6 protein-coding genes are annotated in these 13,536 nt (G+C 45.7%); 4 read left to right on the forward strand and 2 right to left on the reverse strand.

Features of this window, described 5'->3' with window-relative positions; genetic code table 11:
- Nucleotides 1-145 precede the first annotated feature (145 nt).
- Both AC1DLM_RS12070 and AC1DLM_RS12075 read right to left on the reverse strand, forming a co-directional pair.
- Nucleotides 146-1,528, reverse strand: coding sequence for an MATE family efflux transporter (locus tag AC1DLM_RS12070; RefSeq protein WP_441988113.1), 1,383 nt, complete (start codon nucleotides 1,526-1,528; stop codon nucleotides 146-148).
- 119 nt (nucleotides 1,529-1,647) lie between these two features.
- Nucleotides 1,648-7,416 (reverse strand): heparinase II/III domain-containing protein, encoded by a 5,769-nt coding sequence (locus AC1DLM_RS12075; protein ID WP_477570051.1) that lies wholly within the window; start codon nucleotides 7,414-7,416, stop codon nucleotides 1,648-1,650.
- Nucleotides 7,417-7,711: 295 nt separating this feature from the next.
- Here AC1DLM_RS12075 and AC1DLM_RS12080 point away from each other — a divergent pair, with 295 nt between their 5' ends.
- The 4 genes from AC1DLM_RS12080 (at nucleotide 7,712) to AC1DLM_RS12095 (ending at nucleotide 13,517) form a co-directional block, all read left to right on the forward strand.
- Nucleotides 7,712-9,868: a helix-turn-helix domain-containing protein gene (locus tag AC1DLM_RS12080; protein ID WP_477570052.1), complete on the forward strand. Its 2,157-nt coding sequence runs from the start codon at nucleotides 7,712-7,714 to the stop codon at nucleotides 9,866-9,868.
- 172 nt (nucleotides 9,869-10,040) lie between these two features.
- A complete protein-coding gene (locus AC1DLM_RS12085; protein ID WP_441988110.1) occupies nucleotides 10,041-10,967 on the forward strand; it encodes an ABC transporter permease in 927 nt (308 codons plus the stop codon).
- On the forward strand, nucleotides 10,964-11,851 hold the full coding sequence (locus AC1DLM_RS12090) for a carbohydrate ABC transporter permease (protein ID WP_477570053.1): 888 nt from the start codon (nucleotides 10,964-10,966) through the stop codon (nucleotides 11,849-11,851). The genes AC1DLM_RS12085 and AC1DLM_RS12090 overlap by 4 nt, the downstream gene beginning before the upstream one ends.
- Before the next feature lie 115 nt (nucleotides 11,852-11,966).
- Entirely contained in the window at nucleotides 11,967-13,517 is a 1,551-nt protein-coding gene (locus AC1DLM_RS12095) for an extracellular solute-binding protein (RefSeq protein ID WP_477570054.1), read from the forward strand.
- The last annotated feature ends 19 nt before the right edge of the window (nucleotides 13,518-13,536 follow it).

Below are 13,536 nucleotides of genomic sequence, written 5' to 3' on the forward strand. Positions count from 1 at the left end.
TTGATACAAACATCCAATTCTTTTACAAGAAACTGAATATAGTATGATTACCAGCCGCCAGCCTCAACCCTCTTGTCATCTTTTTCATAATACGAAAGAAGCCTAAAACTCTCTCATCAAGAGTTTTAGGCTTCTTCATTTACAATTAGGCCGAATGAGCCAAGGTATCGCCGCTTGGTTTAACCAGTGATTTACTTTGCCATACACGGCTTCGCCAACGCAAATACATCAACAAGCCTCTCACCCACTCATCAACTGTAAAAGCAATCCAGACACCGAGTAGGCCCATCTCTAAATGAATCCCGAGATAGTAGGCTAATGGAACAGCAATCCCCCACATCGAGACAACCCCCATCATCACCGGGAATCTAGCATCTCCAGCAGCACGTAAGGAATTAATGACAACCAAGTTAAAAGTTCTACCGGGTTCTAGAATGATAGAAAGAAGTAGAATTGTCGATCCCATAGCAATGATATCGGGATTATCGGTAAATAGTCCGAGCAGTTCTTTACGGAAGATCGACGTAATGCCCACGATGACGAATGTCAGAACAAACGTAATCTTCAAGCTTCGGATCAATTTATGATAAGCCGCTTGGAAAGCCCCAGCACCCACCATGTGCCCAATAATAATTTCTGTCCCCATGCCAATGGCCATTCCCAGAGCCATGAAATAATTGGTCACATTCATCACATACACATGCGCACTTAGCGCTGTGGCCCCGATAATATTAATAAAGCTGAAAATCATCAAATACTGCGACTGCCATGAAACATGCTCTCCTGCAGAAGGTAAACCAATACTAAGAATTTGCTTCACAATCTTAGACTTGAAGCTCACATAGTGCTTAAGAAGAATAGGAACCTGTAAGCGACGATACAAGATGATCACAAGAACAATGAGTCCAAGAAGTCGACTTACAACCGTTGAAACAGCGGCCCCAGTAACTCCCCATTCAGGGAATCCCAGATTCCCGAAAATCAGGAGACTGTTACCCACAATGTGAATCACATTAACCCCCAACGTAACGAACATCACGTCTCGGGTCTGACCATTGGAGCGCAATACCGAAGAAATCGCATACGACAACGCTTCAATCCAAATAAATCCGGAGATGATCGTTAAGTATTTTTTGGCGATCGCAATTTGCTGAGGATCCAAATGCATCAGATGCATTAACGGCTCACCAAACACAACTAACGCGATACTCACCATAATGCCGAAAATCAAATTAATCGTAATGGCTGTTGCAGAAATTCGACTCGCTTCCTTCACCTTACCTGCTCCCAGATGCTGAGCCACAGCCACACTCGTCCCGATACCCACAAAACCAAACATTAGAATACAGAACACAATGATTTCATTCGCTAAACCCACGGCTCCCGTTACTTCATCCGATATTCGGCTTAACATGAAGACATCCGCAGTACCTAACATCATACGTAAAACAGAGTCAATAAAAATCGGCCAAGTGACTGCGAATAGACGGAGTTTTTGCCAAGATGCTGTTGAATCTATGTCTTTCATTCGTCTTCACCTCAAGTTATTGCAAATGCAATTAGCATAGAATACGAAAGCGATTGCAGTCAAATGAAAATAATTAACTTTTTTTCATGGTTATTTGATTACCTAATACAACTCGTAAGTTACTCACCGAAATAAATGTCATCATACCAGGCTGATCCGCTATCTCCTGTCTTCGTCAGGGTTCTGAGCTGAATTCTGGCTTTCACCGCTCCAATGCCTTGTGGCGGGGCAATTGCGTTAGCTTCCTTCTGAACCCAGCCTGAAGGAGTAGACGAGTTGTAGCTCACATTGTCATCGTATAATAATACGCGCGTTCCAACTTCCTGATTGCCGGAATTGTACCAAATGACATATGCTGCTTGTTTATACAACTTGCCGCTGTGCTGCTCCTGTCCTCTAAAACGGTAGGTGGAGCTCGGGTTAATCGCAAAAATATCGCTGTTCAAATATACGATGGTGTTATCGAGATTCGTTCCACTGAACGTATATTTCTGACTATAATCACCATCTGCCTTAGCAACATCGTCTCTGGAGAAGCTTACGTTAGAATATGCGCCATTGGTATACAAGCCGCTCCAATTGTTAGCTAATCCATTCTGATCTGTGTCTATTTCAAAACTTTGCGTAGCCAGTAACCCTTGACCTAGGGAAGTGACTTCCATATCATCCAGCCACAGGTCTATGGCATTCTTCATGTCTGTCCACAGAAACACGGTTAATTTGCCGCTTACTGCTCCCGCCGGGGCGACAACCTTAGCTTGGGCCTGGAGCCATCCGGTCCATTGTGGAGCGGTGGCATTTCGATCAATAAGAATATCGTTCTGGCCGCCAATCCGATATCCGTCTTTGTCATACCAGTATACTTTGCCTGTGAGCCTGTTCACATTCGTTGCCGTCGCAACCGTCGCAGCAGCGATCTTGTACCAAAACTTCGCCTCATAAAGCCCGTTTTCCTTAATATCGAACCTTGTACTGGTGACGTGCGTGTTCATAAAAGCTCCGCCTGATGCATTGGCGATGGATAACTTCAGGCTCCCAGTTCCTCCATGATAGGTCACGTTATCCATGGAGATCGCTGCGGCATTATAGTTAGCTATGTCCCAATTATTGCTATTAGTGTCAAGCCCGCCGTTAACAATCAGATTCCCGATCACAAATGGAGTTACAGTCACTTTCACACTAACTACCCGCGTAACGCCTGATAAGGTCACTTCAGCGGTGATTTCCGCCGTTCCTTCCGATAAGCCTGTCACCAATCCACTGCTGCTGACGGTAGCAATGTTCACATTGCTGCTCGTGAATGTTTTCGAGGCAGTACTCAGATCTGACGGAGTTCCATCATAGAGTCTTCCCTGCAGTGATATTTGCCGTGTGAAGCCGATCTTCAGCGTTTCGCTTTTCTTGCCGGCGTTCACAGTTCTCAGTGTATTAGAGATGATTTTCTCCCCAGCCTCCGTGAAAGTAAACTGGTATTGAGTCGTTCCGTCATAAGGCGAAATGAGGGTTACAGTCCCCGCGCCATCCGTCTTGATCTTACCGCTCACAGTATGATCCGGCTTCCACTCGACTGATATATCACTGACAACGTTGGCAGATATCAACTGCACTCCTTTATACGCAAGTCTAGATCCTTTCATTAGACCGACAGTAGACACATAGTTATCAGTCTCCTTCTTGTACATCAGGGCGAATTTGGCATCCGTATTCACATGGGTGGTGATCGTATTGCCATATGCAGTCGTATAAGCGCCGCCAGGCACGTTGATCTCGCGAACATCTGCATCGATCTGATTAATGGTCATCCCTTGCTCTCCGGATCGCTTTGGTCGGTAGACTGTGAAGAACTTCTCATTCATTTTGGCTGTGGGTGTGTACATCTGAAAATCGTATAGATTCGTATTGCCGGAGTCTCCCTTGATCTGCTGCTCGGGCATGAGCGAGTAGCTACCGGAAGCCGGAAGTACAATCCCCATTTCAAGACTTGAATTCGTTGCAGGATCAGTGAAGGTAATCATGTTCCCGTTCACCGAGCGAGGTTGACGTGTATGCAGATTATATTGTATGGTCGATGCTGCGGTCGGGGTAACTTCATCTATGATAAAGAAGATGTCCGGCCTAGCATATACGATATTGCGCTTGAAAGAACTCATTTTCTGCACAGCTCCGTTGTTGTAGGCATCTTTGGCTTCGCTCGAATAGAAATCAAAGAGCGGCGATGCGAACTCCCTTTCGACCTGTGCCGCAGACCCTGATTTCTTCCATATTTGATCCTCGCCATTCAGGGAGATCGTATTGTGACTTGCCGTTCTGATGTAATCTGCATAGGAAGGGTCGGAAAATAGCGTTCTGCCGCGATCCTGAACAAACTTGGCGCCGTAGCCTTCCAGAATGAATGAATTCCTGTCTAGATGATAATGACCAGCTGGCCATTGCCCTCCAGCAAATCCGAGCATAATATCGTCGCCTTGCTCCCAGCCGCTTCTCATGAACATGTAACCTGTTCCAGCCTTCGCTGAATTGCCATCAAAGTTAACATACAGAGGCAACTGCGGGTATGAGGCCTCGGTTTGGTTGGAGAAAATCAGGTTGAATACAGGATTGCCGGATACGGAGACGAATAATTCGTTCTCATTCGTACCGATTTGCCACACCCACTTGTCGTATGGATTCTGAAACTGTTGCGATGCATAATAATCGGCTATGTGATTGGCATTCATATACAGGGTATTGCCATCATTAAAATTCAACGTTTGCAGCGGCTTGTCTGAACCGATCGAAATATTATGAAGAACGAACTCAATCGATCGCTTCAGTCCATCGGTCTTTAGACCAGAAGTCCAGCTTGGATTGTAGCGGGACAACACCTCAGCGCCAAATATTGCAGAAGAAGTAGAATAAATCCAATAGTTCATACCTTCATCGGTGTCCCCGTCGGGCTTGTAATAGTTATTGATAACAGTCTCCAGGTTGGTCTTGGCTTTGGCAATCTTTGCGGTGTCGTTAATGACAATCGCGCCCACGGCGAGAGCACCGTTGAAGTCAAGCCCTTGATTATTGGTTTGCCAGAACGTTTGCGTGTTCACGAACGCATCCAGATATTTGACACCTTTGTCCCGGATAGCGTTGCGAATGAGCGTTCTTTCTTCATCTGTCAGTGTATTATAAATCCAGTCGTAGCCAAGACTAGCTGCGACAACCGCCTGYGCTTCATTGAACGGTGACCAGCGCCCGTCGGGGTTCGGCTTTTCCGTTCTGCGGTACATGAAGGATTGCGTCCACTCCGGCGTATCGGCCATGGTCAGCAGAATACGGCGAGCCATATCGGCATAGGCCAGATTGCCTGTCATTACATAAGCGTATGACAGCTTGGTAATTTTATCCGGCCAACCCAACGGTATATCGTTGCCGTCACGTGAATAATTGCCTTTGGCAGTGTCAGCCGGAGGCAGATAACCATCGATATCGTTCTCCGGCACATAGCTGAGATATGCGTCGGCTTGCTTCTGCACCTGATCGAATATATCTTTGTCCACACCTGTCTTGATTCTATTCCTTAAGGTCGCAACATCGGAGCGAGAGAAAAGAAGACCATGGGGAATACCTGTCGTCAATAGGTCGTCAACGGTACTCTTCATCTGGGTTTGGCTATGGTTCGGTTTTGGCTCCGTGCCCGGCTTCTTAAGCATGATCCAATGAAAGTTCGCGCCGGCAATTTCGTCATGGATTTCCACGGCTCCCGCTCGATCTCGTATACCCAGTTCAATGCTCGTCAACATCTTCGGATTTGCCAAATCCAGCGGAACTTCCTTATATTTGCCGTCCGTAATTTCTCTTATGCTTTCGACTGTCTCCGGCATCCCACTCGTATCGATGTAATTCACCCTCATAATGATTTCCTTGCCGCCGGCGCCGCTAGTGTCGATAATGACCCGATCGTAAATACCCTGCACATCCAAATTGAATTCTCGCTGGTAGAGTACCTCGTTGTATGTCCCTGCCGTCTGTTTATACCAAACCATAAGTTCACTGGTTTCCCGAGATATCCCGAAATTCCCAGCTGTGTTGTTGACATTATGCTTCAGCTTCCAGTATTGCTCGCTGTTCATTGTCCTGATCCACATCGGATCCAAAATATCTTCCACACTATTGTTGGCGATGAGAGAATAGGTTTCATTTTTGCCTAAATAAGCATTATCTACATACACCGCTCCCTCATTAGATAAGCTCGATGGCGTATAAACACGAATAGCAATCTGCGCTACTGTTGCGTTTGCAGGGGGGATCACCGTCAGATTTTTATTGAACCAGCCGCTCAACACCACCGAGTCGTAAAGGATCGTTTCGTCCCATATGTCCTTGGCTGCAATCTGCGTGCCGACAGTGTCAAAGAAAAGAATTTGACTTTGTATTCGATGAAGTTTGCCTCTCAAATTGAAGGATAGCTTGGCCAACATGGTTTGGGAGCTATCGATCGACCGTTTGCCGCTTTTCAGCTCCGCGTATGCCTGATCTGTGGCCGGAGAGCCAGCCGGAATGGACAGCTTCCCGCTGGATTTACCGTCTTTGGCATAAGTTGCGTCAACCGTCAGTGACGCCGAGTTCTGATCCAGATCAGCAAATTCCCAACCGTCTATCTTGCCGTCGGGCATATTGGCCATAGTCGCGTTATCAACTACATCCTCGTATTCAAAGGACGGATTCATCAGTTTATTCTTACCGAAGTACATGTTATCCACATAGAAGGTTCCGGCGGCCGTTGTGCTTTTGGAAGTGACGGCTACCTCGAAAATGGCTCTATCGGCCGAAGCAGGTGGAGTCAGATTACTCTCGAACATCTTCCATCCGGCATGGTTCACAGGATCATTGTATACGAGGATCTGCTGATAAATATGGTCTGCCCGAAGCGGATTAACCAGATCGGCCGTACTGTACCAAAGGACCCTTATATCGACTTCGTTATTCATATTCGAGCCCAAGTAGTTCAAATAAGCCCGATATAGGTATGTCTCCGATTCTTGAATTGATTTGACATAAGCAGATTTAATCTTTACGTACGAATTCAAAGCTTTTGTCCCGGACGGAATATTGAATTTCAAGCTCTTATTCCMTTCAAGTACCTGTTCATCAGACAATGCGGCGGTGGCGCTGCCGATGGTTTTGGTCACGGTCCAATTATCCGGTACGGTATCCCCGGCTGCATCCCGTTCGAAATCCGCATTCGGCAGTATATTTCCAAGCCGCTCCTCATTGCCTTCGACCAAATTAACATCATCTATATAGATGATTCCACTATCGGATGCGGCATTTTCAAAGCGCAGCTGAATGCGTGCTGTCGTTGCATTAACCGGGGAGTTGGGAGTGCCCGCCGCTTTATACTTCCAGCCGCTGAATGCGGAACTGTTGTTATTCACTGTCTGATTCCAGATCATCAAGTCGCTGCCCGCTATGTAAGCTCCACTTTCATCGTACCAGACAACCCTTGCATTAACGGCAGATAAAGCTCCGCTGAACCCTGTTTGGAAGGAAACTGTATAGGCGGTACTTTTTTTAACAGGTATCGGAGCGCTAAGCAACTGTGCATAATGAGTTTCTGCAAGAGAATTTGCGGTAAAAGTAACTTTGGCGCTCTTACTCCCCTCAATCGCGTAATAAGTATCGAGGGTAACGCTTGCGCTTGTTACTCCTACATTAGAGAGCACCCAGTTGTCCGGTTGGCCGTTTGCGTCGAGATCATCTTCAAACCCGCTATTCGAAACCAGATTCGACGGAAGGCTGTCTGCAGAAGCAAGGGGAATCCCTCCAAACTTGGCCGGTAAGGGACTTAGGGTAAAAAACATGCATACAAGCAGAATTGAAATCAATGTCTTGTTAATCCTTCTTCTCTTCATGAATTCGCACCCTTTCGCATTTGGTTTGGATCTGCCCAATTCCAGAAGGCTTCATCCTCTTTAAGGGTAAGCGTTTTATTTTAGGGCAACAATCTCACAATTTGAATTTGATGTTTAAATTATGAATCGTTCGAAACAGAAAGATCCCATGATGAGGACGAGAATGCCCGTCTCATCGCAGCCCCCATCTCCGGAATTGGCAGTGAAGTAGGCTATGTGTAACCGCTTTACATTGCCTGTAAATTTAGTTATGATGCAGGAATATCGCAACTGATAGCAGAAAGGGGGAACGCTTATGTGGATATTATTTAAAAAACCTAGTGGTTACTTGCGTAAACTTGTACTATCTTACCTTGCATTAACTGTCGTTATTATCAGTTTATTCGGTGGTTATTTTACGAAACGTACCAATGACCTGCTTGCCAAGGAAATATCCAAGGAAAGCTTATATGAGCTTGAGCGCGTTAAATCCTATGTGGAAGACAATTACCTGGAGCGTTATCATAACGCATTATTGGATAAAGCGATGACAACGATTCGAGAATCCAGTATGGAGGAGGTTCATTTCTTCCTGGATCACCCTATCGACGGGAATTATTTCCGTGCAACTCGTTTAGTTCATGATTTGAAAACGCTATCAATTACTCAACCCGGACTGGACAACGTAACGATTGTGTTTGACAGATCGGGGTTCATTGTAGATACGAATTACTTTTATGCAGATCCGCAGCGTTCTCCGAACGGTCCATTAATCGATCATTTACAAACGATTGAGCCCCATAAATGGTTTGTTCGCGATCAAGTGAATGCCGAAGTATCAGACCATAAGGTTCTGTCATATATCTATACCTTGCCTTATAAATCTGCTGGCCCCAATGTCAAAGGCTATATGATTGTGGATGTTAATGCTGAAGAACTGATGAACAATGTGCGTAACATGCTGCGCCACTCAAAGGAGCAAATCTACCTGTTTACAGATACGGGGATGTTATCCTCCGATCTGACAGATAAAGATCCGGTTCTCGATGATAACCAAATTGTTGCGCCTCTCTTGCAGAGTCAAGTAACATCTATCCCTTACCACAATGGCACCGTGCTTTCCGTACTCCCCCCCGAAAGGTCTCAATTGGGGTGGTCTTACGCAAGCATTCGTCCGGTTACCTCCTATTTGTTATTGACGCAAACGTTGAAAAAAGAAATATGGCTCGTCATTGCAAGCATTCTGCTCATTGGTCTGTTATTGTCTTACTTACTGTCCGTAAGATTGGATAAGCCGATTCAGCTCCTGACGTACCGCATCAATCAATTGCATCGACATGTCCGGGATAAGCATCTGCAGGATATGCTGAGTGGTACGTTATCCGTTGATGAGAAGCAGTTYCCCTTTCCTGAGAAGGGTGCATTCGCTGCCGCTCTCCTCACACCTGTCGAGCCTCATCGCAGGGATGAGCTGAGAGAGAAGCTGGAACAGAAGCAGCAACGATTGTCTCTCATCTCAATCCCATGGGGCAAAGAACACATCGCGATCGTGTATCAGTTAGACGATACGGAAGAAACCGATGAAGTGTCACGGGTGGCCGAAATCCGTAACGAACTGAATGCCCTCCGCCTCAAGATCGGGGAGGAACTCAAATTCTCTGCCGGTATCGGTTGTATCGTGGAGGAGGCTGAGCAATTAATCGTTTCATTCACGGAGGCTCAGGAAGCAGTACAGTATAAATTTCTCCTTGGCGAACAGAGTATCGTAATCTATCAGGAAATCAGGACAAGAAGCTCCGTCCTATTGGATTTAATGCCTGGGGAGATATTCGAGAATCTGATCCACGGAGGAACTCGGGAGCAGATCCAACACTACTTTGCCGACATTCATACCCGTATGCAAGCAGAAAGCTATTCGATCCAGGGAATTGAGCTATACCTGAACCAGCTTACGTTGTGTTTGACCAAGATCATGCTGGAAGCCATGACCGGTGACTACGCCTTCAAGAGTCCGAACGAACTGATGAACAGTCATAAAAAAGAAACTTTTACGGCTACACTTCAGTCCCTGGAAGCGCTTAGTCTGGAGTTGGCGGTTCGGCTACAGTACCGACCTGAATCATTGCATTCCGTATTAGCCMATACCTTGAAGTCTTATATCGAGGAAAATCTTCAGCACGACATTTCCTTGGACGAATTAGCAAATGTCACATCTTATTCCAAGCAATTTATTTGTAAGGTATTCAAAGAGCAGTATTCGCAGACCATTGCCGATTATTTAACGAAGATCAGAATAGAGAAAGCCAAAGAGCTTCTGGCAGACGATCGTTTGTCGATTTCAGATGTGGCCGAACAATCGGGTTATAGGAGTCCCGGGTATTTCGGAACTAAGTTCAAACAGTATACCGGTGTAACCCCCATGCAATACCGTAGCATGCCCCCCATTAACAAAAGTGTGGTTCACTCAGGTTAAGGACAAATTCATATAAGTCACTAAAACGTTGTTTCCGGTAAAAAGCCGGCAGTACAACGTTTTTTTTCTGACTGTTTCATATATTTCAGTCTCGTTTCAGATGTTAACATTGAAGCCTGCCAAGAACGCAATTATGATTTGGCTATCACATCGAATACAAGGAGAGAACATTATGAAAACGATTACGTTCCGTTCTTCGATCTGGAAGGACTATGCTAAGTGCAAGTATTTGTTACTTATGCTTGTACCCGCTTTAGTGTATTATTTGATTTTTGAGTACGGACCACTCTACGGGGTGCAAATTGCATTTAAGGATTTCCGGATTCGAGAAGGCATTTGGGGAAGCTCATGGGTCGGTTTGAAGCATTTCCATTATTTGTTCACAGCATCGCAGGACTTTCCGCGAGTCATGAAAAATACCGTTATTCTCAGCTTCTATCATATCGTTTTTGGTTTTCCGGCGCCGATTGTGCTCGCTCTGCTATTTAATGAAATCCGCATCAATGCCTTCAAACGAATTACACAAACGATCAGCTATCTGCCCCATTTTCTATCGTGGGTCATATTAGGCGGATTACTCATTACTATCTTGTCACCGAGTACAGGCGTCGTGAGCGGCCTGATTCATTTTTTTGGATTTGACCCTGTTTATTTCCTTGGGGATCCCGCATATTTTCGATTTACTCTTGTTGTCTCCTCGATATGGAAGGAAATTGGGTGGGGCACCATTATTTATCTGGCTGCACTCTCAGGCATCGATCCCTCCATGTATGAAGCCGCTGTGATGGATGGTGCTTCACGTTGGAAGCAAACTCTTCATATTACGCTTCCAAGCATTCTTTCGGTGATTTGCATCATGTTCATATTCCGGGTCGGCAACATCTTAAATGCGGGATTTGATCAGGTTCTGAATCTTTATAGTCCGAATACTTACAGTGTTGCCGATATCCTGGACACTTACGTGTACCGTGCGGGTCTTACACAGCTGCAATATAGCTTAACCGCAGCCGTGGGACTGTTCAAGAATGTGGTCGCGTTTATCCTGGTCATGCTGACCAATTATGCCATCAAACGAATGGGACAGGAAGGGATCTTATGAGCATGTTAAGCAGAATGAGCCGAGGAGAAATCATGTTCCAGTTTGCAGCGATGACTGTTATTGTTGCGCTATGCATCAGTGTTTTGTATCCGTTCGTTCACGTACTATCCGTTTCCTTAAGCACACCTGAGGAAGCGCTGCGTCCTGGTATTCATTTGTACCCTAAGCATTTCAGCATGTCCTCCTATAAGCAATCCTTCCAAACCAATGGAATATGGGTCGGCTATTTCAATACCTTATTCCGAACGGTCGTGGGGACCTTCTTGTCCTTAGTCGTTATGACGCTTGGCGCGTATGCGCTGTCGAAGAAATACCTGCCCCACCGTCATTTTTATACGATGTTGATTGTATTGACGATGTTTTTCAGCGGAGGGCTAATCCCAACGTTTTTACTCATTAAGAGCATAGGTCTCTACGATACACGTTGGGCTCTGATCATTCCCGGTCTCATCAACACCTTTTATATGATCATTATGCGCAATTTTTTTATGGAGCTGCCACAGGAATTAGAGGATTCTGCCAAAATCGACGGCGCTAACGATATTCAGATCCTCTGGCGAATTGTTGTGCCGATCTCCAAGCCGATTCTGGCCACAATTGGACTGTGGATGGCTGTGTATCATTGGAACGAATGGTTCCACGCACTCATCTATATCCAGGATCAATCCAAGATCGTGCTGCAAATCCTGCTTCGCCGCCTCATTGTGGAGAATGATGATATGCAGATGCGGGAATTGATGGCGCAGGCCTCCGAGGACGAGGTTGTATCCGAGTCGGTTAAGGCTGCTGTCCTTATGATAGCCACAATCCCCATACTGGTTGTGTATCCATTTATTCAGAAGTATTTTGTCAAAGGCATAATGATCGGTTCACTAAAGGGATGATGCCCATAACTATTGAAGGGAGTGATGCCTAACGCATCTTCTGCATCTTAGCGGTAGATTGAACTCCATGGCTTCATAGCGTTATTCTATAAACTAATAAAAGGGAGGCTTCACCATGAAACATCAAGGTTTGAAAATGACAATCGCATCCGTACTCGCCGCATCTGTTGTCTTGAGCGGCTGCACCAAAACGGAAGTAACGCCGAGTCAAAGCGGCAATCCAACGCCGCAGGTACAGAAACCTGTAGAAATAAGCTGGCTTAGCTTTGACTTTCCCGAGCAAGACGGTTCCTTGGTACAGAATTGGATAGAAAAGAAATTCAATGTCAAAATCAAAAATATGCGTATTGACCGGCAAAACTGGAAAGACCAGCTCAATTTGAGATTAGCCACGAATGAGCTTCCCGATATGTGGTTGCTTTGGGGGACGGCTGATGTAAGCACGTATTCCCAGCAAGGTCTGCTGGCTGAACTGCCCATCGAGGAAATCAAAAAGAAGATGCCAACACTTGCTGAGTTTATTGATAAGAATCAGCCGAGTGCGTGGAACGACGGCCTCATTAACGGCAAAAGCTACGGTATTCCGATTACCAACCTTGAAGGTGTACTCCCCCTTCATCCGTTTTATAACGGGGATTGGCTCAAAGCCATTGGATATAACCAGCCTCCCACAACATTGAAAGAGCTGGAAGATGTCCTGTATAAATTCCGCAATAATGATCCAGACGGCAATGGCAAGAAAGATACCTTTGGCTTGACTGGTTACGGGAAGACTGGGGCGGCGGACTCCTTTCAGTACGTATTCGGCGCCCATCATGTACATCCCAAATCCTGGTCCAAAGATAAATCCGGCAATCTGGTCTATGGGATAACGACAGAAGGTGCTCGCGAATCGTTTAAGCTGCTCAACAAATGGTTTAAAGATGGCGTCCTCGACCCGGAATTCATTACAAATGACGGCAAAAGAAATGACTTCGAGAACAAACGCGTGGGCATTTCAACCGAAAACTGGAGCAACTTTAGAGAAAACGGCAAAATCGGGCAGTTAGCTAAAAAAAATGGCATCAACCTTATGGTTGGCAAAGCGCTTGAAGGTCCATACGGACCCGGCAAATTGGCCATGTGGGGCTTAACGGGCAATTATATAGGCATGAGCGTTGATGCAGGCAAGAATCCGGCTAAGAAAGAAAAAATATATGAAATTCTTAATTCGTTCTACTCCGATAAAGACAGCTACTTGATGTCCCAATTTGGGGAAGATGGGGTACATTACTCGATGGAGAACGGAARACCTGTAATTAAGGACGATTTCAAGGATAGTAAGAAGCGGATCAATATGGGATTCKGCAATTACTATGGCCTGCTTTCACGTAAATCGAAAGCGTTCGAGCCGTTTACTTACTCTGCAGAAGAGATTGCACAGCGGGACCAGCTGGCCCAAGGGGTAGAGCGCGTCGTCAATGAAGCGAAATTCATCATCCCATCAGCTGTCAAATATCCGGATTTGGTCAATATCGAACAGGAATACTTCATTAAGTTTATTACAGGAGAAGTAGATACAGATAAAGGTTTTGACCGTTTTGTGGAAACATGGAACAAGTCGGGAGGCAAAGAAATTACTGAGGAAGTCAATAAGATCTACAAGGAGCTTTCCGTAAAAAAATAAGGCAGCTCGCATAAGAGGA

The sequence above is a fragment of the Paenibacillus sp. 01T442 genome (assembly GCF_056398345.1).